General features: G+C 65.6%; 22 protein-coding genes. 7 read left to right on the top strand and 15 right to left on the bottom strand.

What is annotated here, in order from left to right; all coding sequences use genetic code 11:
* Nucleotides 1-81: 81 nt before the first annotated feature.
* From LJF27_RS05025 to LJF27_RS05010, 4 genes are read right to left on the bottom strand one after another with little or no spacing between them, the layout of a single operon-like run.
* Nucleotides 82-2,148 carry a flotillin family protein gene (locus tag LJF27_RS05025; protein ID WP_003113833.1) on the bottom strand — a complete coding sequence of 689 codons (2,067 nt, stop codon included), beginning with the start codon at nt 2,146-2,148 and terminating at the stop codon, nt 82-84.
* Nucleotides 2,149-2,183: 35 nt separating this feature from the next.
* The gene (locus LJF27_RS05020) at nt 2,184-2,825 is read right to left on the bottom strand and encodes a hypothetical protein (RefSeq protein ID WP_003100672.1); all 642 of its coding nucleotides are present in this window, start codon (nt 2,823-2,825) and stop codon (nt 2,184-2,186) included.
* A 55-nt stretch (nt 2,826-2,880) separates the two neighbouring features.
* Nucleotides 2,881-3,576, bottom strand: coding sequence for a PspA/IM30 family protein (locus LJF27_RS05015; RefSeq protein ID WP_003092609.1), 696 nt, complete (start codon nt 3,574-3,576; stop codon nt 2,881-2,883).
* Nucleotides 3,577-3,590: 14 nt separating this feature from the next.
* Nucleotides 3,591-4,211 (bottom strand): YjfI family protein, encoded by a 621-nt coding sequence (locus tag LJF27_RS05010; RefSeq protein ID WP_003092612.1) that lies wholly within the window; start codon nt 4,209-4,211, stop codon nt 3,591-3,593.
* A gap of 304 nt (nt 4,212-4,515) precedes the next feature.
* Here LJF27_RS05010 and LJF27_RS05005 point away from each other — a divergent pair, with 304 nt between their 5' ends.
* Nucleotides 4,516-5,745, top strand: coding sequence for a CaiB/BaiF CoA transferase family protein (locus tag LJF27_RS05005; protein WP_003129868.1), 1,230 nt, complete (start codon nt 4,516-4,518; stop codon nt 5,743-5,745).
* Nucleotides 5,746-5,931: 186 nt separating this feature from the next.
* Here the strand turns inward: LJF27_RS05005 and LJF27_RS05000 are convergent, their stop codons facing one another.
* A complete protein-coding gene (locus LJF27_RS05000; RefSeq protein WP_003092618.1) occupies nt 5,932-6,216 on the bottom strand; it encodes a DUF3509 domain-containing protein in 285 nt (94 codons plus the stop codon).
* A gap of 306 nt (nt 6,217-6,522) precedes the next feature.
* On the opposite strand from LJF27_RS05000, the gene LJF27_RS04995 reads away from it, so the two are divergent.
* Nucleotides 6,523-7,533 (top strand): alpha/beta hydrolase, encoded by a 1,011-nt coding sequence (locus tag LJF27_RS04995; protein ID WP_016254282.1) that lies wholly within the window; start codon nt 6,523-6,525, stop codon nt 7,531-7,533.
* 53 nt (nt 7,534-7,586) lie between these two features.
* Here LJF27_RS04995 and thrC read toward each other — a convergent pair whose 3' ends face one another.
* From thrC to xerD, 4 genes are all read right to left on the bottom strand, one after another.
* Nucleotides 7,587-8,996 carry a threonine synthase gene (gene thrC / locus LJF27_RS04990; protein WP_003092622.1) on the bottom strand — a complete coding sequence of 470 codons (1,410 nt, stop codon included), beginning with the start codon at nt 8,994-8,996 and terminating at the stop codon, nt 7,587-7,589.
* A 52-nt stretch (nt 8,997-9,048) separates the two neighbouring features.
* Nucleotides 9,049-10,353: a homoserine dehydrogenase gene (locus tag LJF27_RS04985; protein ID WP_003109642.1), complete on the bottom strand. Its 1,305-nt coding sequence runs from the start codon at nt 10,351-10,353 to the stop codon at nt 9,049-9,051.
* A 213-nt stretch (nt 10,354-10,566) separates the two neighbouring features.
* Entirely contained in the window at nt 10,567-11,295 is a 729-nt protein-coding gene (gene dsbC, locus LJF27_RS04980; RefSeq protein ID WP_003092626.1) for a bifunctional protein-disulfide isomerase/oxidoreductase DsbC, read from the bottom strand.
* A gap of 126 nt (nt 11,296-11,421) precedes the next feature.
* Nucleotides 11,422-12,318 carry a site-specific tyrosine recombinase XerD gene (xerD, locus tag LJF27_RS04975; protein WP_003092629.1) on the bottom strand — a complete coding sequence of 299 codons (897 nt, stop codon included), beginning with the start codon at nt 12,316-12,318 and terminating at the stop codon, nt 11,422-11,424.
* 214 nt (nt 12,319-12,532) lie between these two features.
* Between xerD and LJF27_RS04970 the strand changes: the two genes are divergently transcribed.
* Both LJF27_RS04970 and LJF27_RS04965 read left to right on the top strand, forming a co-directional pair.
* Nucleotides 12,533-14,368, top strand: a complete 1,836-nt coding sequence (locus LJF27_RS04970) for a cation:proton antiporter (RefSeq protein WP_023117127.1) — start codon at nt 12,533-12,535, stop codon at nt 14,366-14,368.
* A 112-nt stretch (nt 14,369-14,480) separates the two neighbouring features.
* Entirely contained in the window at nt 14,481-15,167 is a 687-nt protein-coding gene (locus LJF27_RS04965; RefSeq protein ID WP_003119314.1) for a hypothetical protein, read from the top strand.
* A 69-nt stretch (nt 15,168-15,236) separates the two neighbouring features.
* Here LJF27_RS04965 and LJF27_RS04960 read toward each other — a convergent pair whose 3' ends face one another.
* The 6 genes from LJF27_RS04960 to ffh all read right to left on the bottom strand — a co-directional run bounded on the left by LJF27_RS04960 (nt 15,237) and on the right by ffh (nt 19,348).
* Nucleotides 15,237-15,662, bottom strand: coding sequence for an acyl-CoA thioesterase (locus LJF27_RS04960; protein ID WP_003092635.1), 426 nt, complete (start codon nt 15,660-15,662; stop codon nt 15,237-15,239).
* A 151-nt stretch (nt 15,663-15,813) separates the two neighbouring features.
* Nucleotides 15,814-16,164 (bottom strand): 50S ribosomal protein L19, encoded by a 351-nt coding sequence (gene rplS / locus LJF27_RS04955; RefSeq protein ID WP_003092637.1) that lies wholly within the window; start codon nt 16,162-16,164, stop codon nt 15,814-15,816.
* A 41-nt stretch (nt 16,165-16,205) separates the two neighbouring features.
* Nucleotides 16,206-16,964, bottom strand: coding sequence for a tRNA (guanosine(37)-N1)-methyltransferase TrmD (gene trmD / locus LJF27_RS04950; RefSeq protein ID WP_003119312.1), 759 nt, complete (start codon nt 16,962-16,964; stop codon nt 16,206-16,208).
* A 6-nt stretch (nt 16,965-16,970) separates the two neighbouring features.
* Nucleotides 16,971-17,498 (bottom strand): ribosome maturation factor RimM, encoded by a 528-nt coding sequence (gene rimM / locus LJF27_RS04945; protein ID WP_003092640.1) that lies wholly within the window; start codon nt 17,496-17,498, stop codon nt 16,971-16,973.
* 15 nt (nt 17,499-17,513) lie between these two features.
* Nucleotides 17,514-17,765: a 30S ribosomal protein S16 gene (rpsP, locus tag LJF27_RS04940; protein ID WP_003092643.1), complete on the bottom strand. Its 252-nt coding sequence runs from the start codon at nt 17,763-17,765 to the stop codon at nt 17,514-17,516.
* A 209-nt stretch (nt 17,766-17,974) separates the two neighbouring features.
* Nucleotides 17,975-19,348, bottom strand: a complete 1,374-nt coding sequence (gene ffh / locus LJF27_RS04935; RefSeq protein ID WP_003092645.1) for a signal recognition particle protein — start codon at nt 19,346-19,348, stop codon at nt 17,975-17,977.
* Nucleotides 19,349-19,648: 300 nt separating this feature from the next.
* Here ffh and LJF27_RS04930 point away from each other — a divergent pair, with 300 nt between their 5' ends.
* From LJF27_RS04930 to LJF27_RS04920, 3 genes are all read left to right on the top strand, one after another.
* Entirely contained in the window at nt 19,649-20,449 is an 801-nt protein-coding gene (locus LJF27_RS04930) for a cytochrome C assembly family protein (RefSeq protein ID WP_003092649.1), read from the top strand.
* Nucleotides 20,450-20,461: 12 nt separating this feature from the next.
* Entirely contained in the window at nt 20,462-21,754 is a 1,293-nt protein-coding gene (locus LJF27_RS04925; protein WP_003453700.1) for an HlyC/CorC family transporter, read from the top strand.
* Between the two features lie 303 nt (nt 21,755-22,057).
* Nucleotides 22,058-23,371: an MFS transporter gene (locus LJF27_RS04920; RefSeq protein WP_003113829.1), complete on the top strand. Its 1,314-nt coding sequence runs from the start codon at nt 22,058-22,060 to the stop codon at nt 23,369-23,371.
* Nucleotides 23,372-23,378: the final 7 nt, after the last annotated feature.

The raw sequence follows: 23,378 nt of genomic DNA, 5'->3' as shown, positions 1-23,378 counted from the left end.
CAACAGGCCACGCCAGGGGCTGCGCCGCTCAGGGCGCGGGCGGAACGCCTCCGCAGTTGGCGGAGGAGGCTGCGGGTCGACTCAGACTTCCGCCGCCGGCTCGTTCTCGTGGCCGCTCTTGCGTTCCGGCATCACCGCAGCGGCTGCGCCACGGCCGTTGAGCAGGCGGGCGAGGACGTCCTGCACCACCGGGCTCTTGCCGACCACACCTTCGATGGCCTTGCCCACCGACAGCGACTTGGCGAAGGAGTTGAAGAAGTCGCCCTCGCCGCCGACGATCTCGATGTTCGCCTTGCCCAGCGCGGTGGCGAGCACCTCGGCCTGGTCCTTGGCGATGTCCTTGTTCGCGGCGATGGCCGCCATGGCCTCCTCGAAGCTCTTCTCCAGCTGCATGCGGAACTCTTCGTGCTGGCGAGCGCTGTCGCTGAGGGCATCCAGGGCGCCGAACTTCTTGCCAAGCCCCTCGGCCTCGGCATTCAGGCGCTGCAGCAGTACTTCCGCTTCCGCGCTGCCCTGGTCCTTGGTGGCCTTGGCCTTGGCCGCGCCGAGCTGCTCCTCGCCGCGCGCCTGGGCGCCGAGCTTCTCGGCCAGCACCTTGGCTTCGGCCAGGCCGTCCTTCTCCTTGGCCGCGGCCTGCGCCTCGAGCACCCGGGCGTCGGCCAGGCCGCGCTCTTCGTCGCCCCTGGCTTCGGCGATCAGTTGTTCGGCACGTACCCGCGCCGCTGCCAAGCCATCCTTTTCCTTCGCCGCGGCGGTGACTTCCAGCACCCGCGCATCGGCCAGGCCCGGCGCTGCGCGCTCGGCCTCGATGCCCTCGGCCAGACGCTTCTTCGCCTCGGCCTGCTTCGACGCCGCCTCCAGCTCGGCCTGCGCCATGGTGTTGATTTCCACCGCCTTGTGCTTGGAGCGGGCCTCGTCGGCTTCCGCCTGCTTGACCTGGCGTACCAGCTCCTGCTCGGCTTCCGCCTGGGCCTGCAGCAGTATCACCTGCTTGACCCGCTCGGCCTCGGAAACCTCGCGCACCTCCTTGATCCGCTCCTCCTCCTGGGCCACGGTCTTTTCCACCGCGACGCGCTCGCGAATCACATTGGCAATGTTCTTGCGCTGCTCTTCCAGCGCCTTTTCCTTCTCGATCTTCTGCAGCTCCACCTCACGCTCGCGGGCGACGATCTCCAGGTCCTTGGCGCGGGTGACCTTCTCCACCTCGATGACCACCGCGCGCTGGCGGTTCTGCTGCGCCACCTCGACCTCGCGCTGGTGGTTCTCGGTGCGCACGTCGATTTCCTGCTGCGCCTGGATCCGCGCCTGCTCGGCCTTCAGCCGCTCCTCTTCCTTGACCCGCGCGGTTTCCGCTTCCTCGCGGGCACGGATGGTCTCGATCTCGCGCTTCTGCCGGGCCTCGGCGTCAGCCTGCTGGCGCTCCAGGGCCAGGGCCGCCTCGCGGGTCTCGACGTTCTTCTTCTTGATCGCCAGCTCTTCGTTGCGCTCCAGTTCGTTGGTGATGACGTTCTGGGTGGCGGTCAGCTCGGTGATCTTGCGGATGCCCTCGGCATCAAGGATGTTGCTCGGGTCCAGCGAGTTCTTCGCGGTCTGCTCCAGGTAGTCGATGGCGACGTCTTCCAGGACGTAGCCGTTCAGGTCGTTGCCGATCACCTCGATGATGCGGTCACGGAAGTCCTGGCGATTCTCGAACAGCTGGACGAAGTCGAACTGCTTGCCGACGGTCTTCAGCGCCTCGGAGAACTTGGCATTGAACAGCTCGTTCACCGCCGAACGGTCGGAAGCACGGTCGACGCCGATGGCCTTGGCCACCTTGAGCACGTCGTCCTGGGTCTCGTTGACCCGCAGGTAGAAGGCAACGGTGATGTCCGCGCGCATGTTGTCGCGGCAGATCAGGCCGTCCTTGCCGCGCCGGTCGACCTCCAGGGTGATCAGCGAGATGCGCATGAACTCCTTCAGGTGGATCACCGGATAGACCAGCGCACCGGTGAAATGCACCTTGGGCGTCGACGACATGTCGTTGACGATCAGCGCGGTGCCTTGCGGGACCTTGATGTAGAAGGCCTTGAACAGGGCCAGCAGGCCCACGACCAGCAGAACAACCAGGCCCACTCCCAGCAGGAGGGGCATCAGCGACGTCATATCCATAGCAGCAGTTCTCCTTGATTCTCACCGAGCCCGGGTCAGATACCGCGGAACTCTTCCTCGGTAACGACCCGATAGGCGTGCTCCGCCTCCAGGTACTCCAGCAGCACGACGCGATCGCCGCGCTTGAAGCCTTTGTTTTCTTCCGCACGAACTTTCAGGATCAGCCCGGCGCCGCCGTCTTCCAGCAACGCCTCGCCATGTTGCAGGGTGACCCGCCCGCTGCGCACCACCGCGACCTGGCCCAGCACCGACTTGCTGCTGGTGCTTTCCAGCTTGCGGAACAGCGGCCGCAACGGCCGGCACAGCGTGGCCGCCAGCGGCGCCGCCAGGAACAGCGCGCCCACCGCCACCACGGCGCCCAACGGGTAGCGCAGCCAGCCGAGCGGCAATGCGCTGAGCAGCCACAGCTGGACGAAGTAGCAGAGGAACCAGGCGAAGAAGGACAGCAGGGTCAGCACCAGGGTGACCGGTACGCCGTTGAGTTTCAGCTTCGCCAGCAGCGCGGCGAGGCCTTCGGCCTGGCCGGCGCCATCGACGACCGACTCGGCGTCGAGATCGAGCACATCGATCTCGACCATGCCCAGGGCGACGATGCCCCAGTAGATGATCGCTAGGATCAGAAGAAAGCTGAACAGCACGGTCGGGAACGACAGCGCCGTCTGCAGGAAACCTTCCATTGTCGCTCTATCCCTGAAAAACGGGCCCGGACGCCTTCGCCGGGCCGCGGGCCTATCAGGCCTTGCCCTTTTCCTTCAGGCGCGCCAGCACGCCATCCACGCTGTTGCCCGAGGCCTTGATCCCAGCCGCGCGCAGCTTGGCGTCCAGCGCATCGTCCGGCGCCGCCGCGCTGGCCAGTTCGGCCGCGGCATCCATGGTCGCCGCGCGTTCGGCCTGGCGCTGCTTGATCCGCTCCAGGGAGTCCACCGCGGTCTGCAGCTTGCTCTTCGAGTTGCCGTAGCGCTGGGCAACGGCCATCTGCGCCTTCTGCACGCTCTCGGTGGCCTTGACCGTATCCACCTGTTGCTTGAGCTGGCGGATGTTGCCCTCGGCCTGGCTCACCGACTTGCGCAACTGGGCTACGCTGGCGGCGAATTCCGCGACCTGGGCACGCTCGCCCTCGAGCTGGTTCTCCAGGGTCGCGATCTTCTCCGCGACCTCCCGGGCCAGCTCCTCGTTGCCGGCCTCCAGTGCCTTGATCGCGTATTGCTCGTACTCGGCGACCTGGGCCGCGCCCTTCTCGACGCGCTCCTGGGCCAGGCGGTGGCGGGCCATGATCGAGGCCAGCGCTTCCCGCGACTTGCGCAGTTCGACGTCGGCGTCGCGGATCTCCTGGTCGAGGATGCGCAGCGCCTGGCTGTCGACGATCGCCTCGCCAACCTCGTTGGCTCCGCCGCGCAGGGCGCTCAGCAGCTTGCTCCATACCGTCATGATGGTGTCCTCCCTCAGGCCCGGGCTTTCAGGTAGCCGGCGTAGACTTCCGTGGCGCGGATCACGTTGCCGGCCAGGGTTTCGATTTCGTGCAGCACGCTGGCCAGCGACGAAGTCGTGCTCAACGCGCCGAACATGCTGTAGCAGCGCTCCTCGCCCGGCAGGTTGAGCAGGCCGATGCTCGACAGCGGGAACAGTTGCCGGCTGAGCAGGACCTCTTCGTTGAAGGCGGTCGCGTCGGTAACGTCGCTTTCCGGCCAGAGCAGCGCCTCGACGATGATCTGCTCGCCCTGGGGCGCGACGAACACCGGCAGGTCGCCGTATTCGCGCATGATCACGTAGAGACTCGCTTCCGCCCCCTCGATCAGCTCGATCTGGGCCTCGCCGCTGCTGAACAGCTCGGTGCCGCTCAGGGCCTCGGCCAGCGAGCGAGCGTTCCATACCCGGGCTTCCGTCATGTCTTCCTCCTTCTCCAAATGAGCCGCTCCGGCAGCCGGGCGACGCAGCATCCGCTCGATGCCGGCGAGCGCCGCGGCGTTCTCCGGCAAGATCCAGACTTCCTTCTTCACCAGGCCCTGCTCGCGCAGGCGCTGGCGAAAGACACGCTGATAATGGGCCGATGATTTCCGTTGCATGGACTCACACTACGAGATCACATGTAAGATTTCAACAGATCACATGTAATAAAAACCAACGCACGCGCATATCTACGCCGGGCCGGCCGGAGCATGGAAAAGAAACACGGGGAGGAAAGAGAGAAAGAAATGGCACGAGGGGCCTCCCTGGCTCGGTGTCTGGCGCGCTACATCCTGTATCGACTCCCGCATTAAACCCTCTATGCAAAAGGAATTGAAGGACCGCCGGGCATATCGGGAAAAAACGGGAAACGTCTCACCCTACCGCGGCACCCGCCCGCACCGCCGGCAAATGCTCTAGGCTATGCGCACACTGCAGCCTGACGGACACCGCATGGAACATTCGCCCAAACCGCTGGCCGGCCTGAAGGTGGTCGAGCTCGGCACCCTGATCGCCGGCCCTTTCGCCTCGCGGATCTGCGCCGAGTTCGGCGCCGAAGTGATCAAGATCGAGTCGCCCGACGGCGGCGATCCACTGCGCAAGTGGCGCAAGCTCTACGAAGGCACCTCGCTGTGGTGGTTCGTTCAGGCACGCAACAAGAAATCCCTGACCCTCAATCTCAAGCACGCCGAAGGCCAGGCGATCCTGAAACGCCTGCTCGGCGATGCCGACATCCTGATCGAGAACTTCCGCCCCGGCGTACTGGAAAAGCTCGGCCTGGGCTGGGATGTCCTCCACGCGCTGAACCCGCGCCTGGTGATGGTGCGCCTGTCGGGCTTCGGCCAGACCGGCCCCTACAAGGACCAGCCGGGCTTCGGCGCGGTCGGCGAGTCGATGGGCGGACTGCGCTACATTACCGGCTTCGAGGACCGCCCGCCGGTTCGCACCGGGATTTCCATCGGCGACTCGATCGCCGCCCTGTGGGGCGTGATCGGCGCGCTGATGGCGCTGCGACACCGCGAGGTCAACGGCGGCGAGGGACAGATGGTCGACGTCGCCCTCTACGAGGCGATCTTCGCCATGATGGAAAGCATGGTTCCGGAATTCGACGTGTTCGGTTTCATCCGCGAGCGCACCGGCAACATCATGCCGGGCATCACCCCCTCCTCCATCCACACCAGCGCCGATGGCCGCCACGTACAGATCGGCGCCAACGGCGACGCGATCTTCCGCCGCTTCATGCAGGCCATCGGCCGCGACGACCTGGCCAGCGACCCGCGACTGGCCAGCAACGACGGGCGCGATGCGCGCCGCGACGAACTCTATGGGGTTATCGACCGCTGGGTCGCCTCGCAGCCCCTGGAGGAAGTGCTGGCGGTGCTGGCGCGAGCCGAAGTCCCGGCCAGCCGCATCTACTCCGCCGAAGACATGTTCCGCGATCCGCAATTCCTTGCCCGCGAGATGTTCCTCTCGGCACGCTTGCCGGACGGCAAGCCATTCCGCATGCCTGGCATCGTACCCAAGCTGTCCGCCACGCCAGGCTCGGCGGATTGGGTAGGCCCGGAACTGGGCGAGCATACCGATGCCCTGCTCGCCGAGCTGGGCTACGACAGCGAGGGCATCGCCGCCCTGCGCCGGGAAGGCGCCATCTGAACGGTACGCGGAGCCCTTCATCGGTGCTCCGCGGACAGGGCGGCCCCCTCTCCCCCTATCCAGCAAGGGAGAAGGGGTTATCCGCACGCTTCCACGAGCATGGCGCCATCCGGCAAGAGCCGCTGCACCGACGCGCGCCTTCGGCCTGACCGCCCGATGCGCAACGCGCCCTCGAACGAGACGGCGCTAGCGCGACGAATACAGCAGCACGTGATCCCGCTCGCGGAAGGTCGCCAGCACGTCTTCCTCCATCCGCCCGACCAGCACCTGCAATTCCCGGCGAATGGTCTGCACGGCATCCTCGAGATAGCTTTCGTCGTTCAACTGCACCTTGGCGATGACCCGCTGCAACAGGGTTTCCCCCTGCGGATCGACCAGCGTGACCACCCTTCCGCCATCGGGCCGGGGCTGGCTGAGGGTGAAGGGATGGGGAGCGAAGGCATCGGCCAGTCGTTGCTTCAGGCTGTCCAAATCAGGTCTCCTGTTTCGACGATAAGACTCGTCAAAGACCGAAAAAACGCGAATAGGGTTCGTCGATGCAAGCATTTACCGGACTAACGGCAGCATCTGGCGAAAGGCCACGAGCCGGCGCAAATAGCCATTCGAGCTGAGCCAGGCCAACGCAACGATCAGCCCGCTATAAGGAAAGCACCGGGAAAAACTCCAACCATCCCACCCTCGCGCAACGCCTTCACCTGCTTGAAATTGCAGTATCCGGCGCGTCCGTCAGGCAGTAACAACGAGACTTCCCCCTGCGTGTCGAACAGCGAGGATCTCATGACTGCCTTCGCATCCCCCCGCGGCGCCTGGCGCGCCTTCATCCTCGCGCTGGCATTCGCCGCCGGCACGGCACAGGGCTCACTGCTGTTCGGCGCCGTCGGCCTGGCCAACGACCAGTACGCGCGTCCGGTCGCCGACACCGAGATCGCCAGCACCGCCGTGCTCGCCGATTGCCGTGGCTTCGTCGGGACCATCGCCAGGATCGTCCTGCTGGACGGCTCGATCCGCTGCAACGAGGCTTTCCCCTATGGCTTCGCCAGCCCGATCAGTACCAGCGTCTACTATCCGGCGGACATCGCCGCGTCCGACGCCAAGCTTCCGGTCATCACCTTCGTCGGCGGCATACTTTCCAACGCCGGCAACTATCACGAACTGATGAAGCTATGGGCCAGCCACGGCTTCATCGTGGTGATCTCTTCCGACTTCATCAACTCCTTCCCGCTGATGCACGCCCTCGGCATCCTCGAGGTCGCGAAACTGGACAGGGACCCGGCCTCGGCCCTGCATGGCCGGGCCGACTTTTCCCGGACGCTGGTCGCCGGGCACTCCGCCGGCGGCCAGGCCACGCTGCAAAGCGCCAGCCTCTCTGCACAAGCCCTGCAACTCATCGAGCCACGGTTGAAGCTGGTCGGCGCCCTGCCGATCGAGCCAGGCCCCCTGGCCATCGGCTCCACGGTAAAGACCCCGACCCTGCTGCTGACCGGACTGGCCGATGTGGTCGTACCGCCGCTCAGTTGGCCGATCCTCTGGCAGGGCCCGTTGATCCGCGACGTGCCCGCCTGGGGCGCCACGGCCACCACGGCGACCCACTTCAGCCCGCTGCGACAGATCGAGTACAACGAGTTCGCCGGCATCAGCGTCGCCTGGGCGCTGTACCAGGGAAAGAACGATGCCCAGGCCCGCGACTATTTCGTCGGGCGCTACTACAAGCTGGCCAGCGACATCCAGTTCAACGACCCGCTGAGACTGCTCCGCCCCTCGCGCAACAAACTCGCCGCCGCCCTTTGAGAAGACATGAAAAAGCCCGCCATCAAGGCGGGCTTCTTCCTTTCACGACAGGCTCAGAGCGGCTTGCCGCGATTGCCGTGCTGGCTGACGAAGGCCTGCACCTTGGCCAGCTCGTTCGGCAATACGGTGCAGCGCTCCTCGCGCTCGAACAGGTCGGCGAGGTGCGCAGGCAGCGCCGGCGCCTGGCCGATGCCGGCCTTCTCCACCGCTTCGGGGAACTTGACCGGGTGCGCAGTGCCCAGGGTCACCATCGGCACGCTCAGGCTGCGCCGGCATTCGCGGGCGGCACGCACGCCGATGGCGGTGTGCGGGTCGAGCAACTCGCCACAGGAGCGGTATACCTCGGCGATGGTCTCGCAGGTCTGCTCGTCGCTGACCGCCAGGGAGTCGAACAGCTTGCGCGCCTCGGTCCAGCGCTGGTCTTCCACCGACAGCTTGCCGCTGGCCTTGAAGGCATCCAGCAGTTCGGCGACGGCCTTGCCGTTGCGGCCGTGCAGGTCGAACAGCAGGCGTTCGAAGTTGGACGAGACCATGATATCCATCGACGGCGACAGCGAGGGATGCAGGGTGTCCTTGTCGTAGCGGTTGCCGCTCATGAAGCGGTGCAGGATGTCGTTGCGGTTGGTCGCGACGATCAGTTGGCTGACCGGCAGGCCCATGTTGCGCGCCAGGTAGCCGGCGAAGATGTCGCCGAAGTTGCCGGTCGGCACCGAGAACGCCACCGAGCGATGCGGCGCGCCGAGCTGCAGCGCGGCATGGAAGTAGTAGACGATCTGGGCCATGATCCGCGCCCAGTTGATCGAGTTCACCGCTACCAGGCGGGTACCCTTGAGGAAGCCCTGGTCGGCGAAGCTGGCCTTGACCATCTCCTGGCAGTCGTCGAAGTTGCCTTCGATGGCGATGTTGTGGATGTTGTCGCCGAGGATGGTGGTCATCTGCCGGCGCTGCACCTCGGACACGCGGTTGTGCGGGTGCATGATGAAGATGTCGACGTTGTCGCAACGGCGGCAGCCTTCGATGGCCGCGGAGCCGGTATCGCCGGAGGTGGCACCCATGATCACCACGCGCTCGCCGCGCTTGGCCAGCACATGGTCGAGCAGGCGGCCGAGCAGTTGCAGGGCGAAGTCCTTGAAGGCCAAGGTCGGGCCGTGGAACAGCTCCAGTACCCATTCGTTGCCGTTCAACTGGCGCAGCGGCGCCACTGCGTCATGGGCGAAGACGCCATAGGTTTCCTCGAGGATCTTCTTGAAGTCGGCATCGGCGATGCTGCCGGCGACGAACGGGCGCATCACCCGGAAGGCCAGCTCGTGGTAGGGCAGGCCGACCCAGGAGGCGATCTCCTCGAGGGTGAAACGCGGCAGGTTTTCCGGGACGTAGAGGCCGCCGTCGCTGGCCAGGCCGGCGAGGAGGACATCTTCGAAGTTCAGGGCGGGCGCTTGGCCGCGGGTGCTGATGTAACGCATGTTCAAAACCTTCGCTGTTGACGCGGGCCCGCGAACGGCGCCCGGCGTTCGATCAATTCAGTTGTTCGACACGGATGCGGACCACCGGCCCGGACACGCCTTCCAGCGCTTCCAGGGCGGCGATGGCATCGTTGATGCGTTGTTCGATGACCCGGTGGGTAACCAGGATCATCGGCACCAGGCCGTCCTGTTCCTCGGCCTCCTTCTGCATGATCGATTCGATGTTGATGCCGCGCTCGGACAGGATGGTGGCCACCTGGGCCAGTACGCCCGGGTGGTCCTTGGCCTGGATGCGCAGGTAGTAGGCGCTTTCGCAGGCTTCGATCGGCAGGATCGGGTGGTCGGACAGCGCGTCCGGCTGGAATGCCAGGTGCGGTACGCGGTTCTCCGGATCGGAGGTCATGGCGCGGACCACGTCGACGAGGTCGGCCACCACCGAGGAAGCGGTCGGCTCCATGCCGGCACCGGCGCCGTAGTAGAGGGTCGAGCCGACGGCGTCGCCGTTGACCATCACCGCGTTCATCACGCCGTTGACGTTGGCGATCAGGCGATCCGAGGGAATCAGGGTCGGGTGCACGCGCAGCTCGAAGCCGCTCTCGGTGCGACGCGCCACGCCCAGGTGCTTGATGCGATAGCCGAGGGCGTCGGCGTAGTTGACGTCGGCGCTGGTCAGTTTCGAGATGCCTTCGGTGTAGGCCTTGTCGAACTGCAGCGGAATGCCGAAGGCGATCGAGGCGAGGATGGTCAGCTTGTGGGCGGCGTCGATGCCTTCCACGTCGAAGGTCGGGTCGGCCTCGGCATAGCCCAGGGCCTGGGCCTCGGCGAGCACGTCGGGGAAGGTACGGCCCTTCTCGCGCATTTCGCTGAGGATGAAGTTGCCGGTACCGTTGATGATCCCGGCCAGCCAGTTGATGCGGTTGGCCGACAGCCCCTCGCGGATCGCCTTGATCACCGGGATGCCGCCGGCGACAGCGGCCTCGAAGGCGACGATCACGCCCTTCTCGCGAGCCTTGGCGAAGATCTCGTTGCCGTGCACGGCGATCAGCGCCTTGTTCGCGGTGACCACGTGCTTGCCGTTCTCGATGGCCTTGAGCACCAGCTCGTGGGCCAGGGTGTAGCCGCCGATCAACTCGACGACCACGTCGATCTCGGGATTGCACGCTACGTCGAAGATATCGGCGGTGATGGGGGTCGCACCGGTATCGCACTTCGGGTTCGGCCGGCGGGCGGCGATCTGCGCAACCTCGATACCGCGCCCGGCACGGCGGGCAATCTCCTCGGCGTTGCGTTCGAGTACATTGAAGGTACCGCCACCGACGGTCCCCAACCCACAGATGCCTACTTTGACCGGTTTCACGCTGGAACTCCCCATCTCACCTACGACGGCCGGACGCGCCGGCCTGCTATGGTTCCCCGAGCGAATCGAGGTTGACGCGACCACTGTACGGGCCACGACACATCCTGGCGATGGATTCCGCCAGCGGGCGGCGGAAATCGCCAATGATGAAAACAAAAGAGCCGCACATTACGAAGCGGCTCTTTATTAGTCAATTGTTCGGCAGACCCGGCGCTATTTGGCCTCCAGCGCCAGCTTGGCCAATTGCTTGGCCGGCTGGTAGCCGGGGAGCAACTGGCCATTGGCGAGGACGATCGCCGGCGTTCCCTGCACCCCAACCATCTGGCCCATCTGGAACTGCTTGTCTACCGGGTTCTTGCACTCGGAAGACTTGATCTCCTTGCCGTTCATCATGGCGTCCATCGCCTTGGTCGGCTCCTTCGCACACCAGACCGCCTGCAGTTGCTTGTCGCCCGCCGACTGCGGCCCCTGGCGCGGGAACGCCATGTAGCGCACCTCGATCCCCTGCTCGGTCAGGTCCGGCACCTCGGCATGCAGCTTCTGGCAGTACGGGCAGGTGGTATCGGTGAACACCGTGATGTGCGCCTTGGCCTGGCCCTTGGCCGGATACACCACCATCTCGCTGGCGGGCACGCCGTTGATCGCCTTGGCGATCGCCTGGCTCTCGGCCTTCTCGGTCAGGTTGACCGGCTTGCCGTCCTTCACCTGGTAGAGGTAGCCCTGCATGACGAACTGGCCGTCGGCGCTGGCGTAGAGCACCCGGCCGCCCTTCAGCTGCACCTGGTAGAGCCCCTGCAGCGGGCTGCTGGCGATGGAGTCGATGGGCAGGTCCGGTTGCAGGGCCTGCAGGGTCTTGCGGATGTTCTGATCGGCATTGTCTGCCAGGGCCAGGGTACTCATCAGGCCGAGGGCGGCAGCAGCCAGAAAACGGGTCACGCGCATGTGTCACTCCTGTCGTGCGATCGGCGAAGCCTACCATAGACCGCTATCCCGACGGGCCCGACGCTTGTCGCAGAACGCTACGAAAGCGCCTCTTTTCGGGTAGGTACGGATTTTTCGGACAAAGCGTCAGCCTCGCGGGTGGTGGCGTGCGTGCAGATCCTGGAGGCGGGCCCGGGCGATATGGGTATAGATCTGGGTGGTCGACAGGTCGCTGTGGCCGAGCAGCATCTGCACCACCCGCAGGTCGGCGCCATGGTTGAGCAGGTGGGTGGCGAAGGCGTGGCGCAGGGTGTGCGGCGAAATCGACGTGCCGATCGCCGCCACCTGCGCGTGATGCTTGATGCGATGCCAGAAGGTCTGGCGGGTCATCTGTTCGCCGCGCAGGCTGGGGAACAGCACGTCGCTGGGCCGCCCGCCAAGCAGGTCGCCGCGGGCCTCGCGCAGGTAGCGTTCGAGCCAGCCGATGGCTTCCTCGCCGAGCGGCACCAGGCGCTCCTTGCTGCCCTTGCCGAACACCTTGACCACGCCCTGGCGCAGGTTGACCTGCTCCAGGGTCAGGCCGACCAGTTCGCTGACCCGCAGGCCGCAGGCATACAGCACTTCGAGCATGGTGCGATCGCGCAGGCCCAGCGGGTCGTCGACTTCCGGCGCCGCCAGCAATGCCTCGACGTCCGCTTCGGAGAGGGATTTCGGCAACGGCTTGCCCAGTTGCGGCAGGTCCACCTGCAAGGTGGGATCCTCGGCGATCAGGCCGTCGCGCAGGCAATAGCGATAGAAGCCACGCAGGCCGGAGAGGAAGCGCGCGGTCGAGCGGGCCTTGTAGCCCTGTTCCAGGCGCCAGGCCAGGTGATCGAGGATGGCGTCGCGGCCGATGCCCTCCAGGCGCAGCCCGCGGCCATCGAGCCAGGCGTTGAACTGCTGGAGGTCGTTGCGATAAGCCTCGCGGGTGTTGTCGGCAAGGCCTTTTTCCAGCCACAGGGCATCGAGGAAACGGTCGATCAGGGGATGTTCGAGGGTACTCATGGATGAAGGCTGCGAACCAAATGAAAGCGCGGCTAGTCTTTCATAGCCTGGGCGCTATCGCGAGCGTTGGCCGTCATCGCCACGTAATGGTTAGTCAGGCCGGTCGACAGGAGGTCGGCCGGCTTCCCGTGCCCGCGGGAAAAAGCGGAGCCATGTGGCTCGATGGTTCGCCCCGGCTCAGGACGAGCGGAGCGACGCTGACAAGGAATCCTCGATGGACCAGAACGCTATCCTGCTCGCCCTCGGCGGCATCGGTGCCGCCGCCCTGCTCAGTCAATGGCTGGCCTGGCGCCTGCGCCTGCCAGCCATTCTTTTCCTGCTGCTGTCCGGGATCGTCGCCGGCCCGCTACTCGGCTGGCTCGATCCGGACGAGATGTTCGGCCCCCTGCTGCTCCCACTGGTATCCCTGGCAGTGGCGCTGATCCTCTTCGAGGGCAGCCTGACCCTGCATTTCAGCGAATGGAAGGAAATCGGCACCGTGGTGCACCGAATGGTGACCATCGGCGCGCTCTCGACCTGGGGCGTGATCGCCCTGGCCGCCCACTACCTGCTCGACTTCAGCTGGGAAATGGCCCTGCTGTTCGGCACCCTGACCCTGGTCACCGGGCCCACGGTGATCGTTCCGATGCTGCGGGTGGTCCGGCCCAAGGCCGCGGTGGCGAACATCCTGCGCTGGGAAGGTATCGTCATCGATCCCATCGGCGCCCTGCTGGCGGTAGTGGTGTACAGCTTCATCATCTCCAGCGGCGAAGGCGATGGCTGGCTACACAGCCTGCAGACCTTCGGTGGAGTGATCCTCTGCGGCAGCCTGTTCGGCATCCTCGGCGGCTGGGCGCTGGGCATCGTCCTGCGCCGCCACTGGCTGCCGGACTACCTGCACAACCTGGCGACGCTGGCCGCGGTGCTGGGCGTATTCATCGCCTCGAACCGGGTGATGCACGAATCCGGGCTGCTCGCCGTCACCCTGATGGGCATGGGCCTGGCCAACATGAAGGGCGTCGACGTACGGCAGATCCTGCACTTCAAGGAAAACCTCAGCGTCCTGCTGATTTCCGGCCTGTTCATCCTCCTGGCCGCGCGCCTGGACATCAATGCCCTGCTCGGCCTGGGCCCGGCGGCGCTGCTGGTGCTGCTGCTGATCCAGTTCGTCGCCCGGCCGCTGAACGTGGCGCTGTCGACCTGGGGTTCGCCGCTGAGCTGGCGCGAGCGCGCCCTGCTCAGCTGGATCGCCCCGCGCGGGATCGTCGCCGCGGCGGTCTCGGCGATCTTCGCCATCCGCCTGAGCGCCGAAGGCCATGCCCAGGCGGCGCTGCTGGTGCCGCTGACCTTTCTGGTGATCATCGGCACGGTGGTCCTGCAAAGCGCCACCGCCCGCCCCCTGGCGCGCCTGCTGAAGGTCGCCGAGCCCTCGCCCAGCGGCTACCTGATCGTCGGCGCCAATCCGGTCGGGCGCGCCATCGGCAAGGCCCTGAAGAGCCTCGGCAGCCGCGTGCTGCTGACTGATTCGAGCTGGGAAAACATCCGCGCCGCCCGCATGGACAACCTGCCCACCTATTTCGGCAATCCCACCTCGCAGCACGCCGAAGCCCACCTCGACCTGGTCGGCATCGGGCATTTGCTGGGGGTTTCTCCAGCCGGCGAGCTGAATACCCTGGCGGCCATGCGCTTCCGCCACGAGTTCGGCCATCGCCAGCTGTTCGGCCTGCCGACCAGCCAGGAAGCCAAGCGTACCGACAAGCACCGCTCCAGCGACGAACACCGTGGCCGTCCGCTTGGCCAGCGACCGCTGACCTACGCGCAGTTCGCCAGCCTGCTGTCGCGCGGCGCCGAAATCCGCACCACCCTGCTCACCGACACCTTCGGCTGGAACGACTACCAGGCGCTGCACGGCGAGTCCGCGATCCTGCTGTTCGCCCGCGATCCGAACGGCAGGATGCACGTCGCCACGCCACAGTCCACGCTGGCGCCGGGCACCGGCTGGACGCTGCTGTCGCTGATCGACGCGGAACCGTCAGTCAGCAAGTCGCAGGCCACGGAAATCGCCGACTAGACTTCAACGAACCGACGAAAGACCGTCGTCACCCTATCCAAGGTTGGGTGACAAACGAAGCCCACGAAGAGGATGATTGCATCTAGCCATCATCCTCTTTTTTCATCAGGCCATGACCATGTCCAATCAACAACATTCCCGCCTGGGCCAGATCCTGATCAACAAGGGGCTGATTAGCGCCGCCCAACTGGACGCCGCGATCCAGGCGCAGTTGAGCAACCACAAGCGCCTGGGCGAAACCCTGATCGAGCAGGGCCTGCTGAGCGAACGGCAACTGAAGAAGGCGCTGAAGAAGCAGACCAACCTGCGCCTGGCCGCGACCCTGGTCGCCGCCCTGCTCAGTCCGTTCCAGATGGCCAGCGCCGACATCCAGCGCATGCAGCCGCCAGCGGCCATGAGCCGCCAGGAACTGCCGAAGAACCTGCGTCCGCTGACCGACGTCGAGATGAGCAACGTCAACGCCCAGGGCCTCAACGAAAGCCTCGAGGGCCTGTTCCTGAAGGCCGAGGGCGGCGACGGACTGGCCGCGGTGAAGCAACTGGCGAAGCTGGTGATGCCGATGCTCGACAGCCTGGAGGCGGAAACCTCGATGAGCGACGTTCGCTACGAAACCGGCAAGACGCAAAGCACGCTCAACCCCGACGGCTCGGTCAACCTGCGCCTGCCGAGCAGTATCGGCGAGGTGCGCTTCGACAATATCCGCATTGCCGGCGCGCCGCGCGAGCAGACGTTCGGCAGCGTCAGCCTGCAACAGATCGACCTGTCCCAGGCCTCCCTGAAGATCAGCCTGCGGCCCTGATCCCAACCCAGGGCCGGATCGTCCGGGGATATGGAAAAGGCACCCGTGGGTGCCTTCTTTCTGCCTGTATCAAGCCGCCTGGCTGGCCGGGAACCCCGGCAGGACCGGAACCGGCCGCTTTTCGTCGTCGATGGCAACGAAGCTGAACAGGCCGTGTATGGCCTTCTCGCGACCGTCGGCGTACATGCTTTCCAGGTACACCTCGACCTCCACCTTGAGGCTGGTGTTGCCGACCTTGACCACCCGTCCGACCAGTTCGACGATCGAGCCCGCCGGGATCGGGTGGTTGAAGTCGATGCGATCGGTGGAAACGGTCACCAGCGGCAGGCGGCAGAAACGGGTCGCGGTGATGAACGAGACCTCGTCCATCCAGGCCAGCGCAGTCCCGCCGAACAGGGTGTTGTGGTGATTGGTGGTGGGCGGGAATACCGCCTTGGTCACACGGGTTTCGGAAAGCTCGGTGCGACGCAGGATTTCTTGCTCTCTGGGGGTCATGCCACGAATACCGGATGGAGTGGCTGCCTGGGTGCCGCGGATGTTGTACTGGTTATGCGCTGCCGTGGGCAGTAGGAAGCGCCGCCGGAAAGGCGAACGCCAGACATGAAAAAAGCAGCCCTCGGGCTGCTTTTCTCGGAGAAGAACCGGATTAGACCAGTTTTTCCTTGATGCGCGCGGCCTTGCCGGACAGGGCGCGGAGGTAGTACAGCTTGGCCTTGCGCACGTCGCCGCGACGCTTGACGCTCAGGCTGTCGACGATCGGGCTGTAGGTCTGGAAGGTACGTTCCACGCCCACGCCGTTGGAGATCTTGCGCACGGTGAAGGCGCTGTTCAGGCCACGGTTGCGCTTGGCGATAACGACGCCTTCGAAGGCCTGCAGACGCTGACGGTCGCCTTCCTTCACCTTGACCTGGACGATCACGGTATCGCCGGGGGCGAACGCCGGGATCTCTTTGTTCATCTGTTCAGCTTCGATCTGCTGAATGATCTTGTTGGTCATGCTGTGCTCCTAAGACCGGCAATCGGCCAGCCATCGATACGTTAACTATCGTCCCGCTGACGGATATATTCCGCCAGCAGCTTCTGCTCTTCTCCAGAAAGCGAGCGGCTATCCAGAAGATCGGCGCGTCGTTCCCAGGTCCGCCCAAGGGCCTGCTGCAAACGCCAACGCCGGATGTGTTCATGGTTGCCACTGAGCAACACTTCAGGAACACGTTTGTCCGCGTACACCTCGGGTCGGGTGTAGTGCGGGCAGTCGAGCAGGCCATCCGTGAAGGAGTCCTCCTCGGCGGAATCTGCATGACCCAATGCACCGGGCAGCAACCGCGTCACTGCATCGACCAGCACCATGGCCGGCAACTCACCGCCGGACAGGACATAATCGCCGATCGACCATTCTTCATCGACGTGCTCTTCGATGAAGCGCTCGTCGATGCCTTCGTAGCGCCCGGCGATGAGGATCAACGCTTCCTCTTCGGCCAGTTCGCGTACGCCCGCCTGCGTCAGCTGGCGGCCTTGCGGCGAAAGGTAGATCACCTTCGCCTTCCTGCCCCCGGCGGCTTGCCTGGCATCCGCCAGCGCGCCCTCCAGAGGCTTGATCTTCATCACCATGCCAGGGCCACCGCCGAAGGGCCGGTCGTCCACCGTCTGGTGGCGGTCCTCGGTGTAGTCCCGTGGATTCCAGCAGGTCAGCGTGAGCAACCCCTGCTTTACCGCACGGCTGGTGATGCCATAGTCACTGATCGCGCGGAACATCTCCGGAAAGATGCTGACGACGCCCACCCACAAACGCTTGTCCATGGATGATCAGAAGTCCGCGTCCCAGTCCACCCGCATCTCGCCAGCGGCCAGGTCGATCGACAGCACGCACTGCCCGGTGTAGGGCAACAGGCGCTCGCGGTCGTCCAGGCTGCCCGCGCAGGGCTTGACCACCATGACATCGTTGGCACCGGTTTCCAGCAGATGGTCGATCACGCCGAGCAACTGCCCACCCTGGTCGATCACCTTCAGGCCTTCCAGCTGGTGCCAGTAGTACTCACCTTCCTCGAGAGAGGGCAACTCGCTACGCGGGATGCAGATCTCGTAACCGGTGAAGGTGCGGGCCTCTTCGCGATCGTCGAGCCCCTTGAGCTTGGCGGCCAGGACCTTGCCATGCAGGCGCCCCCTGACCAGCTCGGCCTGCCGAATCTCGCCGTCGCGCCGGAGCGTCCAGCGGCGATAGTCCAGCAGGTTGTCCAACGGGTCGGTAAAGGAATACACCTTCACCTCACCGCGGATGCCGTACACCGAAACGATCTTGCCGATCACGACCAGGTCGTCGGCGGGTGTCGGCATTTCACTCATGACGGCTTAGGCGTTTGCCTTGGCAGCGTCCTTGAGCAGCTGAGCAACGCGCTCAGACGGCTGTGCACCCTGGCCGAGCCAGTAGGTAGCACGCTCCTGGTCGACGGACAGACGCACTTCGCCACCAGTCGCAACCGGGTTGAAGAAACCGATGCGCTCGACGAAGCGACCATCGCGCGCATTGCGGCTGTTGGTCACGGTCAGGTGGTAGAAGGGGCGCTTTTTGGAGCCGCCACGAGCAAGACGGATGGTTACCATGTGAACTTCGTTCCTGTAGTCGGTGCTTGCAAAATGAATGCACGCTGGGCCCACGGCCCGAAAGGCCGCATATTCTAAGGATTATCGGGGAATTTGCAAATCTCTTTTTCGGCCACCCATCGGCCGGCGCAGAGAGCGCGGGAAGCACACGGTCCGCCCGCCGGCCGACGGAGCGAAACCGCCGGCGTGGCCAGCGGCCGCGCGTCCGATCAAAGCTTGGGCATGCCCCCCGGGAACATACTGCCCATGCCTCGCATCATCTTGGCCATGCCGCCCTTGGCGGTGACCTTCTTCATCATCTTCTGCATCTGCTTGTGCTGCTTGATCAGCCGGCCGACGTCCTGCACCTGGGTACCGGAGCCAAGGGCGATGCGGCGCTTGCGCGAGCCGCTGATCATTTCCGGATCGCGCCGTTCGCCGGGCGTCATCGAGTTGATGATCGCCTCCATCTGCTTGAACTGTTTCTCCGCAGCACCCTGGGCATTGCCCATCTGCGCCAGGTTGACCCCGCCGAGCATCGGCAGCTTGTCCATGAGCCCGCCGAGGCCGCCCATGTTCTTCATCTGTTGCAACTGGTCGCGGAAGTCTTCCAGGTCGAAGCCCTTGCCCTTCTTGATCTTCTTCGCCAGCTTCTCGGCCTTGTCGCGGTCGAGGTTCTGCTCGGCCTGTTCGATCAGGCTGAGCACGTCGCCCATGCCGAGGATGCGCGAGGCCACGCGGTCGGGATGGAACGGATCGAGCGCTTCGCTCTTTTCGCCCATGCCGAGGAACTTGATCGGCTTGCCGGTGATCGCCCGCACCGAGAGCGCGGCACCACCACGCGCGTCGCCGTCGACCTTGGTCAGGACCACGCCGGTCAGCGGCAAGGCGTCATTGAAGGCCTTGGCGGTGTTGGCGGCATCCTGGCCGGTCATGGCATCGACCACGAACAGGGTTTCCGCCGGCTTGATCGCCGCGTGCACCTGCTTGATCTCGTCCATCATGTCGGCATCGATGTGCAGGCGGCCTGCGGTATCGACGATCACCACGTCGATGAACTTCAGCCTCGCCTCGCGGATCGCCGCCTCGGCGATGGCCACCGGCTTCTGGCTGACGTCGGAAGGGAAGAAGGTTACGCCGACCTCGCCCGCCAGGGTTTCCAGCTGCTTGATAGCGGCGGGTCGGTAGACGTCGGCGGAAACCACCATCACCGACTTCTTCTTGCGTTCCTTAAGGAAGCGCGCCAGCTTGCCCGCGGTGGTGGTCTTGCCCGCGCCCTGCAGGCCGGCCATCAGGATCACCGCCGGCGGCGCGACGCTCAGCGCCAGGTCCTCGTTGGCCGCCCCCATCAGCTCCTCGAGCTCGGCGCGGACGATCTTCACGAACGCCTGTCCCGGGGTCAGGCTCTTCGAGACCTCGGTACCGACGGCGCGCTCCTTGACCTTGTTGACGAAGTCCTTGACCACCGGCAGGGCCACGTCGGCCTCGAGCAGGGCCATGCGCACTTCGCGCAGAGTGTCCTTGATGTTGTCCTCGGTCAGCTTGGCCTTGCCGGTGACATGGCGAAGCGTCTGCGAGAGGCGGTCTGTAAGGTTTTCGAACATGCGCGATCCTTCCACGGGGGTTGCGGCAAGCGGCGGATTATAACCAAGAGCGCGTCGCGGGACACGCGATGAAAGACGGAGTGTGTGTCCGGCGACGACCGGAGGCCAGCCTCAAGTCCTTGATTTGCCGATGCGTTCCGTCTTTGCCGAAGCGACTGCCGGGCCAGGAGGTTGCGGCGCCCGCGGCAGGCGGCCCGCCAACCCGGCCACAGGTACGAGAGAACTGTTCGCAACGGCTTTCTCGCGACGCTCGATCTATGCCAAACTCCCTTCCTTTCGGGCCCGCGATTACAAGGACTTATGCATCCCCTGCTGCCCAGCCTCATCGCTGCTGTTCTCTATCTCGGCACCGCCGCCTACCAGGGTGCCTGTGTGTCCAAGCGCACCGCGCCGGGCAAACCCCTGCTGCTCCTGTTCGGACTCCTGGCACTGGTCGCCCACGCCTTCAGCCTCTACCAGCAATTGCTGACCCCGGCCGGCCTGGTGCTGGACTTCTTCAACGCCGCCAGCCTGATCGCCGCCGCGGTAATTCTCCTGACCCTGCTGGCGACCTTGCGGATACCGGTGGAGAACCTGCTCCTCCTTCTATTCCCGCTGGGCGCCCTCACCACCCTGCTGGCGGTACTCATCCCCCACGGCACCGTCGAGCCGATCAACGAACAGCCGGGCATCCTGGCCCACATCCTGCTCTCGATCCTGGCCTACGGCCTGCTCACCATCGCGGTGTTCCAGGCGCTCTTGCTGCTGCTCCAGGACTACCGCCTCAAGCACAAGCATCCGTCCGGGCTGATCCGCAACTTCCCGCCCCTGCAAACCATGGAAAGCCTGCTGTTCGGCTTCCTCTGGGGCGGCTGGTCGCTGCTTTCGCTGTCGCTGCTGTCCGGATGGCTGTTCGTCGACAACCTGTTCGCCCAGCACCTGGCGCACAAGACCATCCTGTCCTGCTTCGCCTGGGTGGTCTTCGCCGTGCTCCTCTGGGGTCGCCACCAGCTCGGCTGGCGGGGCCACAAGGCGATCCGCTGGACCCTGGCCGGTTTCTGCCTGTTGATGTTGGCGTACTTCGGCAGCAAGCTGGTGCGGGAATTCATCCTGCACATCTGATGGGCCTCCTTCATGGATGAACTGCACCCCGGGTACCTGGTCGGCCTGCTGGTTCTCCTGGTCGCCTGCTCGGCGTTCTTCTCCTGCGTCGAGACCGCCCTGCTCAACCTCGACCGTTACCGCCTGCGCCTACAGGCCAAGCAAGGCCTGCGCGGGGCCCGGCGCAGCAGTTGGCTGCTGCTGCACGACGACCGCCTGCGCGGCACCCTGTTGTTCGGCCGCACCCTGGTCAACGTCAGCGCCGCCGCCCTGGCCAGTTGGGCCGCGCTGCACCACTGGGGCGTCATCGGCCTGGCCGTCGCCATCCCCGGCATGACCCTGCTCCTGCTGCTGTTCGGCGCCCTGCTGCCGCGCCGCTACGGCGCCCTTCGCTCGGAACGCGTCGCCCTGCCGCTCAGCCTGCCGCTCCTGATCCTGCAGCGCCTGTGCTGGCCCCTGCTGTGGCTGCTGACCCTGCTGAGCAACGCGCTGCTGCGCCTGCTCGGCGTCGCCGCGGCGGAACAGGACGACAGCGGACGCAGCCGCGACGAAGAGGCCCTGCATCCGGCCGACAATCCCCAGGCCAGCGAGGTCAACCGGCATGACATGCTGCTCGGCCTGCTGGACCTGGAGAAGGTCACGGTCAACGACCTGATGATCCCGCGCAACGAAATCGAAGGCATCGACCTCGACGACGAACTCGAGGTCATCGTCGAGCAGTTGCGCACCACCAGCCACACCCGCCTGCCGGTCTACCGCGACGACGTCAACCAGATCGAAGGGGTCGTGCACATGCGCCAGATCGCGCGCCTGCTGACCCAGGGCCGCCTGACCAAGGAGAATCTCCGCCAGGCCTGCATGGAGCCGTATTTCGTGCCGGAAAGCACGCCGCTGTCGACCCAGTTGGTGAACTTCCAGAAGGAGAAGCGCCGTATCGGCGTGGTGGTCGACGAATATGGCGAGGTGATCGGCATCGTCACGCTGGAGGACATCCTCGAAGAGATCGTCGGCGACTTCAACGACCTCGACAGCCTCGACAACCCGGATATCCAGGCCCAGGAGGACGGCAGCTTCGTCATCGACGGCAGCGCCAACCTGCGCGAGCTGAACAAGTCGCTTGGCTGGCAATTGCCCTGCGACGGCCCGAAGACCCTCAACGGCCTGGTCACCGAAGCCCTGGAGCAGATCCCCGATTGCGCGGTGTGCCTGCGCATCGGCCCCTACTGCCTGGAAATCCAGCAGTCGGCGGAAAACCGTGTGAAAAGCGTGCGCGCCTGGCATCCCCGCGCGCTGACCCCGCTGGTCGAAAGCGACGCCAGCGTCTGATCCGGGATTGCCGAACCGGCCCCGCGGCGCTCTATAATCGACCCCAGCTTATCCAGCCCTGCCGCCGGTTCCGCCGCTACCCGCAGCCCGAGCCCCGGCCAGTCACCCGCCAGTCCCGCCTGCCCGCCCGGCCCCGATGCCGACGGTACCAGCCGGCGCACGGCGCGCAGCCCCATCCTCCCTGCGCGACCGATCTCGTCCGCCCCACCCGGGCGCCGCGCCGCCGCATCGGCGCACTGGCCATAACCATCCGGCCGCACGGAAGCACTCCGTCGTGCCCCGACTGCCAGGGACCTTCCCACCATGACCGCCGCCACCCTCGCCGCCGACGCCGCTCCGGAACCGGCCAACTCGACCACCCGGGTCGCAGTCGCCAGCTTCATCGGCACCGCCATCGAGTTCTACGATTTCTACGTCTATGCCACTGCCGCCGCCCTGGTGATCGGTCCGGTATTCTTCCCGCAGACATCCGGCACCGCGCAGATGCTCAGCGCCTTCCTCACCTTCGGCATCGCCTTCCTCGCCCGTCCGCTGGGCTCGGCGCTGTTCGGCCACTTCGGCGACCGCATCGGGCGCAAGTCGACCCTGGTCGCCTCGCTGCTGCTGATGGGGGTATCCACCACCCTGATCGGCGTCCTCCCCGGCTACGACAGCATCGGCTACTGGGCGCCGTTGCTGCTCTGCGTGCTGCGCTTCGGCCAGGGCCTCGGCCTCGGCGGCGAGTGGGGCGGCGCCGCGCTGCTGGCCACGGAGAACGCGCCGGCCGGCAAGCGCGCCTGGTTCGGCATGTTTCCCCAGCTCGGCCCGTCGATCGGCTTCCTCGCCGCCAACGGCCTGTTCCTGGCCCTGGCGATGCTGCTCAGCGAGGAGCAGTTCCGTGAGTGGGGCTGGCGGATCCCGTTCCTGCTCAGCGCGGCGCTGGTCGTGGTCGGCCTCTACGTACGCCTGAAGCTGGCGGAAACCCCGGTGTTCGCCAAGGCCATGGCCAAGCACGAGAGGGTCCGCCTGCCGATCGCCGAGCTGTTCGCCCAGCACTGGCGGCCGACCCTGCTCGGCGCCCTGGCGATGGTGGTGTGTTATGCGCTGTTCTATATCTCCACGGTGTTCTCGCTGAGCTACGGGGTGGCCAGCCTCGGCTTCAGCCGCGAGGAGTTCCTTGGTCTGCTGTGCCTCGCGGTGCTCTTCATGGCCGCCGCCACGCCGCTGTCGGCCTGGCTCAGCGACCGCTTCGGACGCAAGCCGGTACTGCTGCTCGGCAGCCTGGCGGCGATCGCCTCCGGCTTCGCCATGGAGCCGCTGCTCAGCCAGGGCTCGACATTCAGCGTCGCCCTGTTCCTCTGCATCGAGCTGTTCCTGATGGGGGTCACCTTCGCCCCGATGGGCGCGCTGCTGCCGGAAATATTCCCCACCCACGTGCGCTACACCGGCGCGTCGGCGGCCTACAACCTGGGCGGCATTCTCGGCGCCTCGGTGGCGCCCTATATCGCCCAGAAGCTGGTCGGCATCGGCGGCCTGGGCTGGGTCGGCGGCTACGTCTCCGCAGCGGCGCTGCTCAGCCTGCTGGCGGTGCTGTGCCTGAAGGAAACCCGCGACAACGACCTCGGCGCAGTGTCCTGAGTCTCGC

It is taken from the genome of Pseudomonas sp. 203-8 (assembly GCF_020708595.1).
GTDB classification, from domain to species: Bacteria; Pseudomonadota; Gammaproteobacteria; order Pseudomonadales; family Pseudomonadaceae; genus Pseudomonas; species Pseudomonas aeruginosa.
This window is presented reverse-complemented; position numbering and strand designations above follow the sequence as displayed.